The following is an 18,521-nucleotide window of genomic DNA, read 5'->3' on the forward strand; positions in this document are numbered from 1 at the left end:
CTATTTTATCTACAGAGATTATAGAGGAAGGAATATGCCCACCATTTGCCTCAATATGATTGTTAAAAATGAAAGTCATATTATTGCTGAGACATTAGAAAATATTTGCCAAAATATTCAGTTAGATTATTGGGTAATTTCAGATACAGGCTCAACAGATAATACCGTCGAAATTATTGAAGATTTTTTTAAACAAAAAAATATTCAAGGTGAAATTCAGCATCAAGCTTGGGTGAATTTTGGTCATAATCGAGATGCTGCTTTGCAGGCATGTGTCGGTAAAAGTGATTACATTTTATTTTTTGATGCAGACGACCATTTTACAGGTGATTTTAAATTACCTGTTTTGCAAAAAGACAGTTATTTTTTCAAGATGACCAATGAAGGGGGGAGTACAAAATATCTCCGAAAACTCATTATTAAAAACAATGGTCAGTTTTTTTGGAAAGGGGTGTTACATGAGTTTTTGTCGAGTAAAGCCGACTATTCTACAGATACTGTCGAAGGGAATTATGCAGTTGTTTCAGGTCGTAAAGGCAATAGAAGTTTAGACCCCAACAAATATTTGAAAGATGCTCAGTTACTTGAAAAAGAGATTGCAGATAAAGTAGATCCAGAGTTAGAGGCACGTTATAGTTTTTATTGTGCACAGTCTTATCAGGATGCGGGTCAAACCGAAAAGGCAATCGAATGGTATCAAAAACGTACCACACTGGGTGATTGGAAAGAGGAAATCTATATCAGCTTTATGCGTTTAGGATCTTTATTTGAAGCTAAAAAACAGACCATGCAAGCATTATATTATTGGCAATGTGGTGTTTCTGTGGTGCCTGAGCGTGCTGAATGTTGGTATCACCTTGCACGCCGTAATAATTGGGATAAAAACTATCATTTGGCGCTGTGTTATGCCGAACGTGCACAAAAATTGAAACTACCAACAGGCAATAAATTGTTTTTAAATCAGGATATTTATAAGTTCTGGTGCCATTACGAACTGTGTATTAATGCTTTTCAGTTAGGTCATATAGAGCAAGCTTATACTGCCTTTAAAGCACTCGTTCAAAATGCCTCACAAGGTTTGGTTAATCGTGTAATTCATCAACTTGATCATTATCAAGATTTGATCAAAAAAGACCATTACTTGGATGTCAAAAACTTAATTCAGAATTTACAGAAATTAGAATTTATACAACAAGCCGATATTATTTTAAATATGCAAAATAATAGAGCGTTCTAATTTTTCAACATTGATTTTATGGATTGAATAACGATGCTTTTAAATGATTTGTTGAATGAACTAAAAGAAAAATTTTTATATATGCAATATGTTGAACGGGTTGAAATATATAAAAATCAGGTGGTCTATATTGATATTAAAACTGAAAATTTATTTTTTGCGTTGGATGTTAACCAACAATATGAAATATTTTTAGTTTGTCGGAATCCAGAAACACAGAGATTTTTATCACAATACTTTCAGTGCTTCATAGATTTTAGATTAAAAATTTATGCTAAAAATAAAACCTTAGTCAGTTTTTTAAATATTGAGTATACACCTGATATTGATAAAGTCATTGAAAAAATACTCAAACAATTATTGGCGTATACACAAAATCAAAATTATTTACTCAATACATTGAACGATCAAGTTATACAGTTAAATAAACAGTTTAAAGCCACTCAAATGAATGAAATTTATTTAGATATGGCAAATACATTAAGTGATAAATTTCTAAGCATTCGAGAAACATTAATACAAATTAAAGAAAAAGAACTGAGCTTAGCGCGTTTTGGTGATGGTGAAATTCGTTGTATGGTCACCACAGGCGGTTGTGTTTTTCAAAAGCATGATTGGAAATTAATGCAAGAATTGCGAGATATTAGCCGCAATGATATGGGGATTATGGTGTGTTACCCGAGTTTATTAATTGAAGATTCATTTTGGAATAAGTTTTGGCTAGAATTTTGGGCAAAATGTAAATTTTATTTAAAGCACCCCCAGTTAGGTGATGCCATGATCACACGACCTGAAGCATTTTACTTCTATGGCAATGAAATTGTTGATTTATGGAAAACGATTTGGGAAGGTAAAAAAGTCTGTTTTATTACGGGAAAAAATTCACGTTTAAATGCAGCGCATACTATTTTTTCTAATATCACATGTGCCAGCTATATTTATTCTAAAAATCAAGATGCTTATGCAGAGATTGATGATGTGATGAAACAATGTATTGAGCAAAAACAGGTGGATTTATTTCTAATTGCTTTAGGTCCAACAGGAACAGTATTGGCAGCAAGATTACATCATCGTGGTTTTAGAGCATTAGATATCGGGCATCTCAATAATAGCTATGATACGGTATTCTTAAACCAGATGCGTCCAGAACAAATTACGTATTTAGCGAGTGATTCTATTCCGAAATAGCCTGACTATACGATTTTTCAAGATACTGATGAATATATTGTGATTTAATCAACATCAAAAAAGCCAGATATTTATCTGGCTTTTTAAAAATCAATTTATTTTTCAATGATATGATCAAGGCTAAATTTACCTGCACCATGTAACATTAAGAAAAATAATCCCCCCGCCATAGCAAAGTTTTTCATAAAATTAATTGCATCTTCAGTACCGCTATGGAACAAGAAAGCAGTGATCAAACTAAAAACACCTAATCCAAGCGCAGCAAAACGTGCTTGGAAACCCAAAAGTAATGCCAAACCACCGTCTAATTCAACCAAAATAGTTAAGGGTAACATCGCACCTGGAACACCCATAGATTCCATATAGCCAACAGTGGCACTATAAGCTGTTAATTTTCCCCAACCTGCAACAATAAAGATATATGCCATAAATGCACGAGCAATCAATGCGAGTGTTGCATCAGTATTGGTTGAGTTAACGATATTTTTTACAACAACATTTGGATTTAACATGATGAGACCTAATACACATTATTTTTAAACAATGATGTCATAATAATACCGTCTGTTTTTTCGATAAATATGCAAAAAACAGACTTATCGTTTTATAAATGAAACGATAATGGGTTTATTTATTTACTTTTTAATACTGACTTTCATGGCTTAGGCTGCTAGGATTTGTACACGATTTAGCTTAGCTTTTATTTCATGAATCTCATTGATTTTATTTTGCATGTTGACCAGCATTTATTTGAATTTATAACAAATTACGGTTATTGGGTTTACGGAATTTTATTCCTAATTATTTTTGTTGAAACAGGCTTAGTGGTCATGCCATTTTTGCCAGGTGACAGCTTACTTTTTGCCGCAGGTGCATTAGCTGCTTCAACGGGTGCAATGGATCCTGTGTTATTGGTTATTTTACTGTTTATTGCTGCGGTACTGGGGGATACTTTAAATTATCATATTGGAAAATATATCGGACCTCGTGTTTTTGAAATTAACTCTCGGTTTATTAATAAAGAACATTTAATCAAAACCTCTCAATTTTTTGAAAAACATGGTGGCAAAACCATTATCTTTGCACGTTTTATTCCTTTTGCGCGTACCTTTGCGCCATTTGTGGCAGGTGCAGGCAGTATGAATTATAAATATTTCCTCACTTATAATGTGGTAGGTGCGATTTGTTGGGTAGGCTCATTTATCACTTTGGGTTATTTATTTGGCGCACATCCATTGGTCAAAGATAACTTTACACATTTGGTGTTTGGTATTATTTTCCTGAGTATATTACCAGGCTTGATTGGTTTTATTCGTCATAAATTTTTCAATAAAGAAAAAGCTTAGAAAAATCGTACCACGACAGGCAACATACATAAAATCAGAAATAATGCCGATCCTTTATATAAACGGTCGGCACTGACACCTTTTAGCTTTCCTGCCAAAACTGTACGCCCCCAATAGATCCAAAATAATGCACAGGGGATTAAGCACAGAATAAATATGCCAATCACTATAAAATAATGTAAATATGAATCCCAAGTTTCTATAGGAAAAATTCCAGCTGCAAATAGTATGGTTTTTGGATTTTTTAATGTGGAAATAAATAACTGTGAAGGGCTTAAGGTTCTATGCACTTGGCTATGATTTTGTAAATGTGAGGCTTTCCACAAATGAAATGCTAACCATAAAACATACGCCATACTTGCAATATGTAAAATATCAATCAGCAAAGGCCAAATAGGCAAAGTTAAATGAATGAGCAATGCCCAGATACTAATGCCGTAAAGGTAACCAAAAAGCTGTGCAGGAACGAGGGCAAATGTTTTAATCACACCTTGGTGATGCGCTGAGCTGGCTAATAATGCATTGGTTGGCCCAGGAATTAGAAGTACAGCCAACATTGCTGCAATAAATAACCAATTTTCAATCATATAGTGTTTTTGAATCAGTTAATCAGGCGCACACCTTAAACGAAAATATAAAACCATGACAAGTAAAGAGTGACTATTTTATCTGATTTAAATAGAATTAATTTTAGTTGTTTAAAGCTAAATGCTTATTTTTATTTAAATTAATCTTGTAATATTTTGCTAAACATTAAAATGGATGTGGAGTCAAAGTTGGCCTCACATCCAGTATATTTTACTTTTTCACTTCTTGGCGCTTAGGCACATAAGGGCAGTTTTTAAATTGGGCAGCCTGAGAAATAGCATCTTGTTGACCATATAAGTTGGCAAGTTCAGTATTTTTAGTATTGGACGATTGCCCCATATTTACCGAAATACTTGGACCAATGCCCCAACCAAAACCACCGCTGCCCCAACCACCCCCGAGCCCAACACCAACACCCACACCAGTGCGTTTCGCAGGTTGTACGCCATTATTGATGTACTGTTGAATGCGTTGAAACTCCGATGCCAGTTGCGCACAATTCATGGCTTGATATTGGGTTGGCGAAACATAGTTCGGTTTTACCATGGTCGCACATGCAGTTAAAAACGGTAAACCTAAGATTAAGGCAGCCCATTTAAAACCGTTTAAAGAAGTTAGCTTCATGTTACATCTCGATCTTATTTTTGCTCAATCTCATTGAACAATGATTGATATGCCTGCGTCAATTTATGATCTGTAGCAAAATAGATGAGTGGCAAGTTTTTATGATGTGATTCCTTCATAATCACCGATGGTGGCAACATATTGTCGAGTACAGGAAGATTCTCATCTTTGAGTTGTTGGACCACTTCACGTGGTAATTTCGCTTGTGCTTGGAATTGATTGACAATGATGCCTTCAATTTCTAAGCGATCATTGTGATCATCTTGGGTTTCGATGACATTTTCAATTAACGTTTGTAAGGCACGTTTAGAAAATACATCGCAGTCAAATGGAATCAGTACACGATCTGCACTGATCAATGCTGATAAAGTAAAGAAGTTAAATGCAGGTGGTGTATCAATAAAAATACGATCATATGTTCCTACAAGGGTTTGAATCGAATCACGTAATTTATAGATTTTATGTTTGGCTTCTAAAGCATGTTCTAAACTGCCCAAAGTTGGGCTTGCAGGTAATACATCTAAATTTGCAAAAGGGGAATGATGGATATATTGATCAAAGCCTTTATTTTTAGACTTTAAAATTGAGCCGATGGCATTGCCCAATAAGCCTTTTTGTTGGTTATTGCCTAAAACATCTTGGAAAAAGTTTTCAATATTAGGCTCAAGTGCAGTCTTATCCGCAGAATAGGTCGCATCATCACCTAAAAGATATTGGCTAGAATTGGCTTGTGGATCTAAGTCGATTACTAAAGTTTTAAGACCTGCATTGGCACTCATGGCTGCTAAATTTACCGTAATACTCGACTTACCTACACCACCTTTTTGGTTAAATACCACACGTGTTAGCATAATTTCCCTCAAATTCATTATTTTTTGACTTGTATGCAGTTTAACCTAGACTGCATACAAGTAGGAAATAAATGTCTAACAATCAACCAAAAACTGGCTTAATCATGATCAGTCCAATGATTGAAACAAAAGCAATTGCGCCTAGCACTAAACCTGCACGACGTTGTGCCAGCAAAATCGTTTCATCTTTTTTATAGGCTTTGATTTGCGATGATAACAACACAAAAAAGAGTAAAATTTTTGCGTAGAACCAAGCGTGTACTTGGAATTGATTCATTACCAATAAAGCTACCCCTGTGATGACGAGTAGTGTATAAGATAAATGCTGCACAGCAACAAATGCGACACGACCTTTAGGATTTGGTTGCTGATTTTGCGTGCCTATAAATAAAGTAAATGCTCGTAACACAAAAACCAACAATGCCAATACTGCACTGGCAATATGTAGAGTTTGCATAAATAAAAGTGTATCCATAACTTATCTTATACCTTAGGTGCATGCGCACATACTGGACTTGCAGGTGCTTCACCTTGCCATTCACTTGGCAAATAAGCATGGATGGCTAAAGCGTGAATTTTACCTGGACTGAGTAACTCTTTGGCTGCTGCATAAACTTTTTGATGGCGTTGTACTAAACGTAAACCGGCAAAAGCCTCACTGACAATGATCACTTTAAAATGTGACTCTTTACCAGGAAAATATCCCCCATGTCCTGCCGACTCATTGATCACTTCTAAATGCGTTGGATTTAATATTTGTAATTGTTCAATCAGCTGTTGTTCAAGACCCATTTTACAGTTCCTCGCGTATTTAATTTGACTTGAGTATAGCGGATTATATTTTTTGCCCCTAATTTCCGTTTAAATCAAAAGAAAAGTCTTTTTATGGTGATTCATAAAACGTTAGCCAACGCAGTGATTTAGCAAAAAATTAAGTCATCTGTGTTAATTTTATGCAAATAAGCGATTTTATAACAAAAAATTGTTGACCCTAATTTATCTTAATGTATTATAAGCCCCATGCGGGAATAGCTCAGTTGGTAGAGCATAACCTTGCCAAGGTTGGGGTCGGGAGTTCGAGTCTCCTTTCCCGCTCAAAATTTTTTTATTCAGTTTTTATTTAAAAAATTGAACAGACTCCGCGGGAATAGCTCAGTTGGTAGAGCATAACCTTGCCAAGGTTGGGGTCGGGAGTTCGAGTCTCCTTTCCCGCTCCAAAAATTTTTTCATTCAGTTTTTTATTTAAAAAATTGAACAGACTCCGCGGGAATAGCTCAGTTGGTAGAGCATAACCTTGCCAAGGTTGGGGTCGGGAGTTCGAGTCTCCTTTCCCGCTCCAGATTCAAAAAGCCCTCATCGAAAGATGGGGGCTTTTTTATTGTTGATTTAATTGATATTTCTTGAATAGAGTGAAAATATTGATGAGGTTTACATAATTAAATCTTAGAGATTTAGATTTATATTTGAGAAATAGATTATATGAAAATTTATTGTCTTATGCTCCTAAGTTGGCTGCTTAGAATTATCCTAAGATAAAATCTACTGTTATGTAAGTATGCAACAATTAAACACATAACGTGAAGACTAGGTTTATAGATAATGCATTGATTAAATAGCTAAAATTATTCAACTTGTGCATCTTTTGTCAGGGATGTTTAATATGAAAAAATTATGGCTTTATTGCGCAACAGCAACTTTGCTGAGTAGTTCTTTGAGTTATGCAGATGGTTTAACTTGGGGTGATAAGCAAGCTGAAGCAGGGCAGTTGACCGTATCAGGTGCAGTACGGACACGCTATCAACACAAAGATTTTGCTGACGATGCAAGTGAGGGAGCCAATGGAGATTGGAAGCTTGCCGATTTAAAGTTAGTGGTAAATTACGAAAATCCAAATTGGTTGGCGCAAAGTGATATGCGCTGTTATCAATACAACCGTTTGTGTGATGCGATTTTTTTACACAGTGCATGGGCAGGTTATAAAATTGATGATCAACAGACGATCAGTGCAGGTCTTCAACCTGTTGATTTTGGATTTGGGCGTTTTTGGGGCAGTAGTTATTACGAAACTTTATTTAATACTTTGGGTTATGAAGATGTGCATAATTTGGGTTTAAAATATCAACTCAAACAACAAGATTATCATTTAACTTTAGGCTATTACCCAGCGGATGGTGGCAATTTCAAAGGTACATCCAAAGATGCAAGTCGTTATACAGGTAACTTTGTTGAAGCAGATGATTTAGATCATGGTACACATATTCAAGAAAAAAATATGTGGGTTGCACGTGCTTCAAAAAATATCACTTGGGATACTGAAAATCGCTTTTCTTCAGAAGTTGGAGGTTCAGTATGGTATTCGGATTTAGAAAATAAAAAAACCGATGAAACGGGACATAAAAGCAATTGGAATATTTTTAGCACCACCAACTATCAAGATTGGCAAGTGATGCTATTGGTTGGACAACAGAAGATCAATAACAAAGATCATTTGATGCCAAACAGTTCGACATTGGGTGCGTTTGACTATGCGTATAACATTGCCAATGATGGTAAATATGCCATGGCTGAGCTGAATTATAGTATCAAAGATGACTTTAAAGGAGTCACAGGAATTAAGCCTTATTTATCATATAGTCAATTTTTTAAAGATGAATCGGGCTCTGAAGATTCAAACCGTATTATTGCGGGTTTAGCATTTAACTATAAAAAAGTTGGCGTGCAAGCAGAATATATCTGGTCACGAAATGATGCCATGATCGGTGGAAGCTCAAAAGCTTTAGCGGAAGGAGATAATCATGATTGGAACAAGCTTCTATATTTAGCAGTTGGTTATTATTTCTAGTTTGAACAGTTGATCTGATTCTGAAAACTAATAAAAAATGGGTAATTCGTGGCAACGAGTTACCCTATTTATAAAGCGAAATAAGACATATTAAAATTATAAGAACACTTTTTCAGGAGGAAGGCTGACTTGTTCTGGTTTGGCTAAAACTGGTTTACCTCGTGTTAAGGTGTTTAAATGCTGTAGTCGGTTGAGCAATTGCGCTTGGATGAACAAAATACAAGTTTTGAGTTTTGATGAACTACGCAGGCGTGAAGGGTAAACTGCCCAAATATCAGCATCTTGCCAGTAACTGGTTAAGATGTGCTGAAGTTTTCCTGTGTGTAATTCTTCCATCACATCCCAGATTGAACAGAGCATAATGCCTTGATCATCCATCACCAATTGTTTGATGATTTCACTGTTATTTGAGGTGAATTTTGGTGTAATGGCAACCGAAACATCTTCCATCGGACTGCGTAATTTCCATGCATGGCGTGACTGATCACGCTCTTGAACCGCTAAACAGGTGTGGTTGGTAAGTTCATCTAAATCATCAGGTTCACTGTTTATTTGTAAATAACGTGGCGATGCACACAAAATCCGAAAATTCGACAGTAATTTTTTAGCAATCATATTCGGTGAAATATCATTGCCGACAAAAATATCTAAATCCAAACTGTGTTGAATTAGATCTACTGTGTGGTCAATGGTATTGAACTGAATATCTAATTCAGGATACATGGTCATCAGTTTCGATAAAATCGGGGCAACATGACTGCGTCCAAAACCAAAACTACTGACAATATCAATTCGTCCTGTGGGGGTATTTTGTGGGTTATTAATCAAATCACTGAGCTCATCAAATTCATTTAAAATATTGGAGACTCGCTCCAAAATTAATTTTCCATCTTCAGTCAAACTGACATGTCGGGTACTCCGGTGGAACAATGTACAGTTCAAATTATTTTCTAAAATATTAATCCGTTTACTGACATAAGCAGGTGATGCACCTAATTCATCTGCTGAAGCAACAAAACTTTTTCGTTTCGCAACGACACAAAAGACCTTTAGGTCTGAAAGGTTTGGCAGATTATTCACGATTCGTGTCCATTGGGTTAATGATTACCTTGTTGATCTTTGATGCCCGAAAAAGCATCTTAGCGCCTGAGGAATGTACTAAGAAGCAAAGTGGTTATGTGGCAAAGATCTGGAAAATCGTAACGATGACAGATGAGGGGATTTGTAGAGGGTTTTACCATAAGGCATACAGTGAGTAAAGATCATTGATCTAGATCAATTGGGTTGAAGTGCTGTCACTAAGGGTAAAAGTAATATTTCTCTTGATATTTAAGATTAATCTATTTTGATTTTTATGATGTGAAACGCAATACCATTTTGCTTTTGAGTTTGTCAGTTAAGACATGATGTAGGCGCTTGCACATGTATTCATTCATGGCGTTACAACTATCAGTTTGACGTAGGCTAGCAACGGATGACGTGATCGATGCAATGAGAGTATCAATCATAGGGCATTTGTAAGGTTGATCAACTGTGATTGTGCGCATCAATAAGGATTTTATGAATATGGACAGTAAACCCAATAAGGTCAAGATGGATAAAGTGCTGGCAACAGTCAGCTTATCTATTGTTTTCCTTTCGGTCATTGCGCTTTCAGTGTATTCGAAAGAATCGATTGCATTTGCAGAAAAGATTTTATTTTGGAGTACCTCTCTTTTTTCGGCGCCAGTTCTGTTGTTTAGTTTTTTTGCCTGTGTGTTTGTGGCTGGCTTAGCATTTAGTAAATATGGACACATCAAACTTGGTGAGGGAAAGCCTGAATACAGCACGTCTTCGTGGATTTTCATGTTTATTTTGGCAGGCTTAGGTTCATCAACATTGTATTGGGGCTTTTTGGACTGGGCGTATTACTACCAAACACCAGGTTTAAATATTGCAGCAAAAACACCTGAAGCATTGAAATATAGTGTGCCCTATACCATGTTTCATTGGACGATCAGTGCGTGGTCTATTTATGCCTTAGCATCTATTTCAGTGTGTTATAGCTTCCATGTGCGTAAAAATAAAGGCTTGAGTTTGGCATCAATTATCGAGTCCATCACAGGATTTAAAGCTACAGGCATTGTTGGACGTTCAATTGACCTACTGTTCTTGTTGTGTATGTTTGGTGCTTTGACCATTTCATTGGTGCTTACCGCAATTACTTTTACCAATATTTTATCGGCATTGACAGGTATTCCAAATACTTTCATGACCAATGCGATTATTGTACTTTTTGTTTCGATTTTATTTGCATTGAGCTCTTATGTGGGCATGGACAAAGGTATGCAACGCCTGAGTTCAATGGTGTGTTACGCAGTTTTTCTATTTGCATTGTATGTTTTCTTCTTTGGTCCTAGCCAGTTCATTTTAAATAATACCATTACCAGTATTGGTTTGATGTTTAGCAATTTTGTCAGCATGAGTTTATTTACTGACCCATTGGGTGATGGCAAATTTACCCGTGAATGGACGGTATTTTACTGGTTATGGTGGACGTCTTATGCACCAGGTGTAGCGTTATTTGTCACCCGAGTATCGAAAGGGCGCACCATTAAAGAAGTTTTACTTGCGATGGTACTCGGTGGTAGTGCGGGCATGTGGATCTTCTTCGGTATCATGGAAAATTACAGTATTTACCAATTCTTGCATGGTGTGGTAAATGTCCCTGAAGTTTTGAGTACTCAAGGTGGCGAGGTTGCAATTGCACAGCTCTTGAACCTTTTACCAGGTGGTACCTTGATGATGTGGATCTTCTTGGCAATCATGGTGATTTTCCTTGCTGCACACATGGATGCTGTCGGTTATGCGGTGTCAGCAACTTGTTCTAAAGGCTTACAAGAAGGACAAGATCCGTCACAAAATGTGCGTCTGTTCTGGTGTGTGATGCTGACTTTAGTGCCATTGGCGATGATTTTCTCCAAAGCGCCTTTAGATACCATGAAAGCTGCAACCATCGTCACTGCTTTACCTTTCATTATCATTATTTTGGTACAGACATTTGGTTTGGTGCGTTGGTTACGTGAGGACTATGCCAAATTGCCATCTTATATGATTGAAAAAGGTGAGAAAAGCGACACGCTCAAACGTATTCAAGAAAGTAATGAAGCACTGATTCAACAAGCATTGAATGCCAATGCCTTGAATGGTGAATTAAATTCTGAGCATGAAAGGAAGTCTGTGTGATGGAAAATAATCAGCCGATGTTAACCGAAGAAATGCAAATGTTTGATTATTGGAGTGGAGTGTATAGTCCTGCTGATCAACACATTGACTCTTTGCGCGCTGCTTATGATGCATTTCAGCAACATTATACTTTGCCAAGAACTGAAGGCATGCGTATTGAAGATCATACTTTGATACTAGCAACACATTGCATTGATATGCGTGTGTTTACACCTGAAGAGAATGCTCCAGAAACAGGTTGGTCGTGGATTTTCTATGTACATGGTGGTGGCAATGTCGTAGGCAGTGCTGACTCACATGAGTACATTGCACGTCAGTTAGCACGTGATCTTAACGTCAAAGTCTTGTTAGTTGAATACGGTTTAGTGCCTGAGTTTGAGTGGTCACAAGGACAGCAAGACTGCCTTGATGCTTATCTGCTTATTTTGCAACAGTCAGCGACATGGAACATCAATACTGCAAAAGGAAGCATTGTTGCGGATGGTTCAGGTGCTGCACTTGCACTGCAAGTACAACAACAGTTGTTGGTAGAACAGCAGCCACAGGCATTGGCTTTGATTTTCCCATCATTTTTCTCGCAACACAGCACTACTGAGCGACAAAGTTTGGTTTATCAAGTCGAAGATCAACAATTAATGCAAACGTGGACAGGGGTATCAGCACAGCAGGCTTTGCGTACTGTACCTGAGCTGAAACATTCTATGCCACGCAGCTTTATTGCATTGACACAATACGATGTATGCCACGCGGAAAATGCAGTGTTATTGCAACAATTACAGCAGTGCAATACGCAAGTGGAAGTTTATACAGGCATGGGTTTAAAGGGAAATTGCTTGCCTTTACTACGTGATTGCCATGAAGTTGCTTCAGTGTATGAGGCATTACTAAAATTTTTACAACCTAATTTTTAAGAAATCAAAATTCAATTTTTAGTGAGGAGAATGCGATGAATTCACTTAATAAAATTCCTACTGTAGAAGCAGTGGAAACATTACCTGAAGATTTTTGTCAGGATGCAGATAATGCTTGGACAGTTCCAAAATCGTATTACACATCTAAGCAAGTATTTGAAGTAGAAAAAGAGAGAATCTATGCAAAAAGCTGGATTTGTGTAGGACATGGTAGCGAAGTTGCAACATCGAACCAATATTTCACACGTAAAATTATCGGTGAAAATATCATTGTGATTCGTGGTAAAGACAGTGTATTACGTGCGTTCTATAACGTTTGTCCACATCGTGGACATGAGTTATTGACAGGTGCAGGCAAATCTAAAAATGTGATTACATGCCCATACCATGCTTGGACATTTAAATTGGATGGTTCATTGGCATTGGCACGTAACTGTGAAAATGTTGCCAACTTTGACAAAGAAGGTTCAAACCTTGTGTCTTTAAAAGTTGAAGAACATGCAGGTTTTATCTTCATCAATATGGACCCTGAAGCAACATGTGTTGCTGATCAATTGCCAGGTTTCGCTGAAAAGTTAGATGAAGCATGTAAAGTCGTAAAAGACCTTAAACTTGCAGCACGTTTTGTCACAGACACCGCAGCCAATTGGAAGCTGATCGTAGATAACTATATGGAATGCTACCACTGTGGCCCTGCGCATCCTGGTTTCTCTGATTCAGTACAAGTAGATAAATACTGGCACACCATTCATGAAAATTGGACTTTACAGTTTGGGTATGCACGTTCTTCTGAAAAATCATTCAAATTAGATCCATCTATTGTTGATCCATCTTTCAGTGGTTTCTGGACTTGGCCAAGCACCATGTTCAACGTACCACCAGGTGGCGATTTCATGACTGCAATTTATGAATTCCCAGTGGATGAAGAAACCACATTACAGCACTACGATATTTATTTCTTAAATGAAGAATTGACCCAAGATCAAAAAGATTTGATCGAATGGTACAAACATGTCTTCCGTCCAGAGGATTTAAATCTTGTTGAAAGCGTACAACGTGGTTTGAAATCACGTGGTTATCGTGGTCAAGGTCGGATCATGACCGATAAACAACGTTCAGGTATCAGTGAGCATGGGATTGCTTATTTCCAAAGTCTTGTAGCCAAACATCATCAATAATTTGATGAACAACACTTTTGGGTTGGGAATAAGCCCATTCTTATTTCTCAACCCAAGACGCTAACTGTAGGATCAAACAATGTCAGCATTACAAGAAAACGCTTTATTCCAACAATCTGCATTTATTGCAGGACAGTGGGTTAATGCCGATGATCAAGACCATGTGATTGTCACCAACCCTGCTACAGATGAAGAAATCGGTTCAATTCCAAATATGGGACAAGCCGAAGCACAAAAAGCGGTTGAATGTGCTTATGACGCTTTACAGTTTTGGAAAGCATTAACTGCTCAAGCACGTGCCGATTTATTATTGGAATGGCACAAGCTCACTCTAGAACATGCCAATGAACTTGCTCAAATCATGACCATTGAACAAGGTAAACCATTGGCGGAAGCTTTAGGTGAAGTGAAATATGCAGCCTCATTTATTCAATGGTTTGCCGAAGAAGGCAAGCGTGTTTATGGTGATGTGATTCCAACTACCAATGCTGGTCAGCGCTTTTTAGTGACCAAAGAACCTGTAGGTGTTGTTGCTGCAATTACGCCGTGGAATTTTCCATTGGCAATGATTACACGTAAAGCTGCACCAGCACTTGCAGCAGGTTGTACGATTGTGATTAAACCTGCCAATGAAACGCCGTATTGCGCATTAGCCATTGCAAAATTGGCAGAAAAAGCAGGTATTCCTGCGGGCGTAATTAACGTTGTAACTGGTAAATCTGAGGCGATTGGTTCTATTTTTACCACACATGAAAAAGTGAAAAAATTGACCTTTACAGGTTCAACACCTGTGGGGCGTTTGCTCATGCAACAATGTGCGCCAACTATTAAAAAACTTGCGCTAGAACTAGGTGGTAATGCACCACTGATTGTATTTGAAGATGCTGATTTAGACAAAGCGGTTCAAGGTGCAATGTTAGCAAAATACCGTAATGCAGGACAAACCTGTGTATGTGCTAACCGTATTTATGTACATAAAAATATCTATGCTGCATTTACTGAAAAATTTGTCGCAGCGGTACAGGCTTTAAAAATTGGCAATGGTTTGAATGAAGGTGTGCAAATTGGGCCATTAATCAATGAAAAAGCTGTACTTAAAGCTGAAAAATTGATTGATGAAGCATGCAGCAAAGGTGCAAAAATTGCCTGTGGTGGTCAGCGTCATACATTAGGTCATAGCTTTTTTGAGCCAACGATTTTGACCCATGTGGATCAAAGCATGGAGATTGTGTCTGAAGAAATTTTTGGACCTGTTGCACCATTGATCAGTTTTGAAACTGATGAAGAAGTGATTGAACAAGCCAATGCCACAATTTACGGCTTAGCAGCTTATATCTATACCGAAAATATTTCTCGTATTTTCAAAGTTTCAGAGCAACTTGAATATGGCATGGTTGGCATGAATTCAACGGTAATTTCCAATGAAGTTGTGCCATTCGGTGGCGTGAAACAATCAGGTCTAGGGCGTGAAGGTTCTAAATATGGTTTGGAAGAATTTATGACCATTAAATATTTATGTTTAGCGGTTTAATTTCTTATTTCTTTTAAATAATCATCTTATTGCGCTTAATTTTCTAAAGCTTGAATAACATTTAACTAGAGTCATTCAAGCTTTTAGAAAATATGTTTTTCAAAATTAAAGACTGTGCATACAGTGTCTTATGCTAAAAATCAGGATTTACAGATGACTGACAGTTATCAAATGTTTCCCTCTGTTGTTACAGCAGTTGAACAACTTACGCCATTGATCAAACGTTTTACTTTTAAGCGCCAAGATGGTGAAAATTTTCCAGCATTTACGGGCGGAAGTCATATCATTATTAAAATGAATGACAAACTCTCCAATGCTTATTCATTAATGAGTAATGTTAATGATTTATCGACCTATCAAGTGTGTGTCCGTAAAGACGTGGGCGGAAAAGGTGGCTCGGTATTTATGCATGATCACTGTGTGCAAGATTTTAAACTTGAGATTTCTTCACCGAAAAATCTTTTTGAATTGGCACAAACAGGTGAAAAACATATTCTGATTGCAGGTGGTATCGGAATTACTCCATTCTTACCGCAAATGGATGAATTGGCTGAACGTGGTGCAAATTATGAGTTGCATTATGCATTCCGTTCACCTGAGCATGCAGCTTTATTGGATGATTTAAAACAAAGTATTCATGCAGAACATGTGTATAGTTATATTGACAGTGAAGGTTCGCATTTAGACTTAAATGCTTTAATTGGTCAGCAAGATAAAGGTACACATGTGTATGTTTGTGGACCAAAACCGATGATTGATGCAGTGATTAATACTTGCAATCAACATCGTTATCGTGATGAATATATTCATTGGGAACAGTTTGCAGTAAGTGCACCTGAAAATGCTGAATCATTTACTGTGGTTCTCGCTAAATCGAATCAACGTATTGAAGTGATGGCGGATCAAACGATTTTGCAAGCTATTGAGTCTTTAAATATTGATGTTGAATGTTTATGCCGTGAAGGTGTATGTGGTACTTGTGAAACGGCAATTTTACAAGGTGAAGCAGAACATTTTGACCAATATTTAGATGATGATGAAAAAGCCTCGCAACAAAGTATGATGATCTGTGTATCACGTGCTAAAGGTAAAGAAATTACTTTGGATTTATAAGTCATTTGATGTTGAAAAGTCAGCATTTTGCTGACTTTTTGTATTTTAAAATTTTTTGTCATCCAAAAAATGTATAAGTTTATGAAAGAAAATAGGTTAATACTTATTGACTTAATTAGAAGTATAAATATAAAGACACAGTTATATTATTAGAACTACTACATCAATATTCTTTGATGAGAATAAGCATCCTTGTTAAAAGTTATGCAAATTTTCTGCAATGGTATGCGTCTAGCTTTTAAAAATGCTAGAATATGGCGCTTAATTTCGTTTGCCAGCATAGTTGTAGACCCATGACGACCAATACCCAAATTACTGAAGATCGTATCCTCATCTTGGATTTCGGTTCTCAATATAGCCAGTTGATTGCACGCCGTGTTCGTGAAGCTGGTGTATATTCTGAAATGTATGCTTTTGATATGTCTGAGGAAGACATTCGTGCATTTAATCCTAACGGAATTATCTTGTCTGGCGGCCCTGAAAGTGTGCATGAAGAAGGCAGCCCACGTGCACCAGAATGCGTATTTACATTGGGTGTTCCTGTATTGGGTATTTGCTATGGACTGCAAACCATGTCAGAACAACTTGGCGGTAAAGTTGAGCCAGGTACAGTGCATGAGTTTGGTTATGCGGCTGTCGATGTATTGGTTCGTGATCCATTGCTTGGTGACTTAAATGATGGCGATGACAAACTGAATGTTTGGATGAGTCACGGCGACAAAGTTTCTGCGATCCCAGCAGGTTTTAAGGTGACGGCAAGTACACCAAGCTGTCCATTTGCGGCAGTATCTGATGAAGCACGTCGTTTCTATGGTGTGCAATTCCATCCAGAAGTGACACACACTGCTAAAGGTGCTGAGTTATTGTCGAACTTTGTACATGGTATTTGTGGTTGCCGTAATTTATGGAACTCTGAAAATATTATCGACTTACGTGTTGAACAACTTCGTGCGCAAATTGGTGATCAGAAAGTACTTTTAGGTCTTTCAGGCGGTGTAGATTCATCTGTGGTTGCTGCACTTTTACATAAAGCCATTGGTGATCAATTGACTTGTGTATTTGTAGACAACGGCTTACTTCGTTTAAATGAAGGTCAGCAAGTGATGGACATGTTTGCGAAAAACATGGGTATTCGTGTGATTCGTGCTGATGCTGAAGATCGTTTCTTGTCTGCACTTGCGGGTGAAGTTGATCCTGAGAAAAAGCGTAAAATCATTGGGCGTGAGTTCATCGAAGTCTTTGCTGAAGAAGCACGTAAGCTTGATGGGGTAAATTTCTTGGCTCAAGGTACAATTTACCCTGACGTGATCGAATCTGCTGCAACAAAAAATGGTAAAGCGCATGTAATCAAATCACACCATAACGTGGGTGGTTTACCTGAAGATTTAGCTTTTGAATTGGTTGAGCCAATTCGTGATTTGTTTAAAGATGAAGTACGCCGTTTAGGGACGACTTTAGGTTTACCACATGAAATGCTTTATCGTCATCCATTCCCTGGTCCTGGTTTGGGTGTGCGTATTCTGGGTGAAGTGAAAAAAGAATATGCTGACATTTTACGTTTAGCTGATGACATCTTTATGCAAGAGCTTCGTGCAAGCGGTTGGTATGATAAAACTGCGCAAGCGTTTGCTGTATTCCAACCAGTGAAATCTGTGGGTGTGGTTGGTGATGGTCGTCGTTATGCGTGGGTGATTGCGCTTCGTGCGGTTGAAACTGTTGACTTTATGACTGCACGTTTTGCACATCTTCCTTATGAGTTGGTTGATAAAATCTCAACACGTATCATGAATGAGATCAAAGACGTTTCTCGTGTGGTGTATGACGTTTCTTCTAAACCACCAGCGACGATTGAGTGGGAGTAATTTCCTTACGGAAATTATCTAAAAA

Annotated in this window: 18 protein-coding genes and 3 tRNA genes; 14 read left to right on the top strand and 7 right to left on the bottom strand. The window is 37.4% G+C overall.

What is annotated here, in order from left to right; genetic code table 11:
- Positions 1 to 34 precede the first annotated feature (34 nt).
- On the top strand, positions 35 to 1,237 hold the full coding sequence (locus DJ533_RS02870; protein WP_065995476.1) for a glycosyltransferase: 1,203 nt from the start codon (positions 35 to 37) through the stop codon (positions 1,235 to 1,237).
- A gap of 33 nt (positions 1,238 to 1,270) precedes the next feature.
- Complete coding sequence (locus DJ533_RS02875; RefSeq protein ID WP_065995477.1) at positions 1,271 to 2,425, top strand: GT-D fold domain-containing glycosyltransferase; 1,155 nt, start codon at positions 1,271 to 1,273, stop codon at positions 2,423 to 2,425.
- A gap of 95 nt (positions 2,426 to 2,520) precedes the next feature.
- Here DJ533_RS02875 and DJ533_RS02880 read toward each other — a convergent pair whose 3' ends face one another.
- Positions 2,521 to 2,937 carry a DoxX family protein gene (locus DJ533_RS02880; RefSeq protein ID WP_065995478.1) on the bottom strand — a complete coding sequence of 139 codons (417 nt, stop codon included), beginning with the start codon at positions 2,935 to 2,937 and terminating at the stop codon, positions 2,521 to 2,523.
- 195 nt (positions 2,938 to 3,132) lie between these two features.
- On the opposite strand from DJ533_RS02880, the gene DJ533_RS02885 reads away from it, so the two are divergent.
- Positions 3,133 to 3,771, top strand: coding sequence for a DedA family protein (locus tag DJ533_RS02885; RefSeq protein ID WP_065995479.1), 639 nt, complete (start codon positions 3,133 to 3,135; stop codon positions 3,769 to 3,771).
- On the opposite strand, the gene DJ533_RS02890 is transcribed toward DJ533_RS02885, so the two are convergent.
- From DJ533_RS02890 to DJ533_RS02910, 5 genes are all read right to left on the bottom strand, one after another.
- Complete coding sequence (locus tag DJ533_RS02890; RefSeq protein ID WP_065995480.1) at positions 3,768 to 4,358, bottom strand: LysE family translocator; 591 nt, start codon at positions 4,356 to 4,358, stop codon at positions 3,768 to 3,770. The genes DJ533_RS02885 and DJ533_RS02890 overlap by 4 nt on opposite strands.
- Positions 4,359 to 4,569: 211 nt before the next feature.
- Entirely contained in the window at positions 4,570 to 4,983 is a 414-nt protein-coding gene (locus DJ533_RS02895) for a hypothetical protein (RefSeq protein ID WP_065995481.1), read from the bottom strand.
- 14 nt (positions 4,984 to 4,997) lie between these two features.
- A complete protein-coding gene (locus DJ533_RS02900) occupies positions 4,998 to 5,834 on the bottom strand; it encodes a ParA family protein (RefSeq protein ID WP_065995482.1) in 837 nt (278 codons plus the stop codon).
- An 82-nt stretch (positions 5,835 to 5,916) separates the two neighbouring features.
- Positions 5,917 to 6,309, bottom strand: a complete 393-nt coding sequence (locus DJ533_RS02905; RefSeq protein WP_065995483.1) for a SirB2 family protein — start codon at positions 6,307 to 6,309, stop codon at positions 5,917 to 5,919.
- Positions 6,310 to 6,317: 8 nt separating this feature from the next.
- Positions 6,318 to 6,626 carry a BolA family protein gene (locus tag DJ533_RS02910; protein WP_065995484.1) on the bottom strand — a complete coding sequence of 103 codons (309 nt, stop codon included), beginning with the start codon at positions 6,624 to 6,626 and terminating at the stop codon, positions 6,318 to 6,320.
- Between the two features lie 230 nt (positions 6,627 to 6,856).
- Here DJ533_RS02910 and DJ533_RS02915 point away from each other — a divergent pair.
- From DJ533_RS02915 to DJ533_RS02930, 4 genes are all read left to right on the top strand, one after another.
- Positions 6,857 to 6,929 (top strand) — tRNA-Gly (locus tag DJ533_RS02915).
- Positions 6,930 to 6,975: 46 nt separating this feature from the next.
- Positions 6,976 to 7,051, top strand: a tRNA-Gly gene (locus tag DJ533_RS02920).
- A gap of 46 nt (positions 7,052 to 7,097) precedes the next feature.
- Positions 7,098 to 7,173, top strand: a tRNA-Gly gene (locus DJ533_RS02925).
- A gap of 321 nt (positions 7,174 to 7,494) precedes the next feature.
- Entirely contained in the window at positions 7,495 to 8,676 is a 1,182-nt protein-coding gene (locus DJ533_RS02930) for a hypothetical protein (protein ID WP_065995485.1), read from the top strand.
- A gap of 96 nt (positions 8,677 to 8,772) precedes the next feature.
- On the opposite strand, the gene DJ533_RS02935 is transcribed toward DJ533_RS02930, so the two are convergent.
- Positions 8,773 to 9,756 (bottom strand): LysR substrate-binding domain-containing protein, encoded by a 984-nt coding sequence (locus DJ533_RS02935; protein WP_065995486.1) that lies wholly within the window; start codon positions 9,754 to 9,756, stop codon positions 8,773 to 8,775.
- Here DJ533_RS02935 and DJ533_RS02940 point away from each other — a divergent pair.
- From DJ533_RS02940 to guaA, 7 genes are all read left to right on the top strand, one after another.
- Positions 9,741 to 9,935, top strand: a complete 195-nt coding sequence (locus tag DJ533_RS02940) for a hypothetical protein (RefSeq protein ID WP_148245824.1) — start codon at positions 9,741 to 9,743, stop codon at positions 9,933 to 9,935. The two genes, DJ533_RS02935 and DJ533_RS02940, sit on opposite strands and share 16 nt — an antisense overlap.
- 307 nt (positions 9,936 to 10,242) lie before the next feature.
- Positions 10,243 to 11,901 carry a BCCT family transporter gene (locus DJ533_RS02945; protein WP_081406163.1) on the top strand — a complete coding sequence of 553 codons (1,659 nt, stop codon included), beginning with the start codon at positions 10,243 to 10,245 and terminating at the stop codon, positions 11,899 to 11,901.
- Positions 11,901 to 12,812 carry an alpha/beta hydrolase gene (locus DJ533_RS02950; protein ID WP_065995487.1) on the top strand — a complete coding sequence of 304 codons (912 nt, stop codon included), beginning with the start codon at positions 11,901 to 11,903 and terminating at the stop codon, positions 12,810 to 12,812. The genes DJ533_RS02945 and DJ533_RS02950 overlap by 1 nt, the downstream gene beginning before the upstream one ends.
- Before the next feature lie 35 nt (positions 12,813 to 12,847).
- A complete protein-coding gene (gene cntA / locus DJ533_RS02955; protein ID WP_065995488.1) occupies positions 12,848 to 13,990 on the top strand; it encodes a carnitine monooxygenase subunit alpha in 1,143 nt (380 codons plus the stop codon).
- A 79-nt stretch (positions 13,991 to 14,069) separates the two neighbouring features.
- Positions 14,070 to 15,521, top strand: coding sequence for an NAD-dependent succinate-semialdehyde dehydrogenase (locus DJ533_RS02960; RefSeq protein WP_065995489.1), 1,452 nt, complete (start codon positions 14,070 to 14,072; stop codon positions 15,519 to 15,521).
- A 153-nt stretch (positions 15,522 to 15,674) separates the two neighbouring features.
- Positions 15,675 to 16,634: a carnitine monooxygenase, reductase subunit CntB gene (cntB, locus tag DJ533_RS02965; RefSeq protein WP_065995490.1), complete on the top strand. Its 960-nt coding sequence runs from the start codon at positions 15,675 to 15,677 to the stop codon at positions 16,632 to 16,634.
- 293 nt (positions 16,635 to 16,927) lie between these two features.
- The gene (guaA, locus tag DJ533_RS02970; protein ID WP_065995491.1) at positions 16,928 to 18,496 is read left to right on the top strand and encodes a glutamine-hydrolyzing GMP synthase; all 1,569 of its coding nucleotides are present in this window, start codon (positions 16,928 to 16,930) and stop codon (positions 18,494 to 18,496) included.
- Positions 18,497 to 18,521 lie beyond the last annotated feature (25 nt).

Source organism: Acinetobacter defluvii (assembly GCF_001704615.3).
GTDB classification, from domain to species: domain Bacteria; phylum Pseudomonadota; class Gammaproteobacteria; order Pseudomonadales; family Moraxellaceae; genus Acinetobacter; species Acinetobacter defluvii.

What these genes read in the sequence shown, in the direction of transcription:
- DJ533_RS02870 (WP_065995476.1), top strand. Translation starts at nt 35, where the DNA reads ATGCCCACCATTTGCCTCAATATGATTGTTAAAAATGAAAGTCATATT.
- DJ533_RS02875 (WP_065995477.1), top strand. Translation starts at nt 1,271, where the DNA reads ATGCTTTTAAATGATTTGTTGAATGAACTAAAAGAAAAATTTTTATAT.
- DJ533_RS02880 (WP_065995478.1), bottom strand. Translation starts at nt 2,937, where the DNA reads ATGTTAAATCCAAATGTTGTTGTAAAAAATATCGTTAACTCAACCAAT.
- DJ533_RS02885 (WP_065995479.1), top strand. Translation starts at nt 3,133, where the DNA reads ATGAATCTCATTGATTTTATTTTGCATGTTGACCAGCATTTATTTGAA.
- DJ533_RS02890 (WP_065995480.1), bottom strand. Translation starts at nt 4,358, where the DNA reads ATGATTGAAAATTGGTTATTTATTGCAGCAATGTTGGCTGTACTTCTA.
- DJ533_RS02895 (WP_065995481.1), bottom strand. Translation starts at nt 4,983, where the DNA reads ATGAAGCTAACTTCTTTAAACGGTTTTAAATGGGCTGCCTTAATCTTA.
- DJ533_RS02900 (WP_065995482.1), bottom strand. Translation starts at nt 5,834, where the DNA reads ATGCTAACACGTGTGGTATTTAACCAAAAAGGTGGTGTAGGTAAGTCG.
- DJ533_RS02905 (WP_065995483.1), bottom strand. Translation starts at nt 6,309, where the DNA reads ATGGATACACTTTTATTTATGCAAACTCTACATATTGCCAGTGCAGTA.
- DJ533_RS02910 (WP_065995484.1), bottom strand. Translation starts at nt 6,626, where the DNA reads ATGGGTCTTGAACAACAGCTGATTGAACAATTACAAATATTAAATCCA.
- DJ533_RS02930 (WP_065995485.1), top strand. Translation starts at nt 7,495, where the DNA reads ATGAAAAAATTATGGCTTTATTGCGCAACAGCAACTTTGCTGAGTAGT.
- DJ533_RS02945 (WP_081406163.1), top strand. Translation starts at nt 10,243, where the DNA reads ATGGACAGTAAACCCAATAAGGTCAAGATGGATAAAGTGCTGGCAACA.
- DJ533_RS02950 (WP_065995487.1), top strand. Translation starts at nt 11,901, where the DNA reads ATGGAAAATAATCAGCCGATGTTAACCGAAGAAATGCAAATGTTTGAT.
- cntA (WP_065995488.1), top strand. Translation starts at nt 12,848, where the DNA reads ATGAATTCACTTAATAAAATTCCTACTGTAGAAGCAGTGGAAACATTA.
- DJ533_RS02960 (WP_065995489.1), top strand. Translation starts at nt 14,070, where the DNA reads ATGTCAGCATTACAAGAAAACGCTTTATTCCAACAATCTGCATTTATT.
- cntB (WP_065995490.1), top strand. Translation starts at nt 15,675, where the DNA reads ATGACTGACAGTTATCAAATGTTTCCCTCTGTTGTTACAGCAGTTGAA.
- guaA (WP_065995491.1), top strand. Translation starts at nt 16,928, where the DNA reads ATGACGACCAATACCCAAATTACTGAAGATCGTATCCTCATCTTGGAT.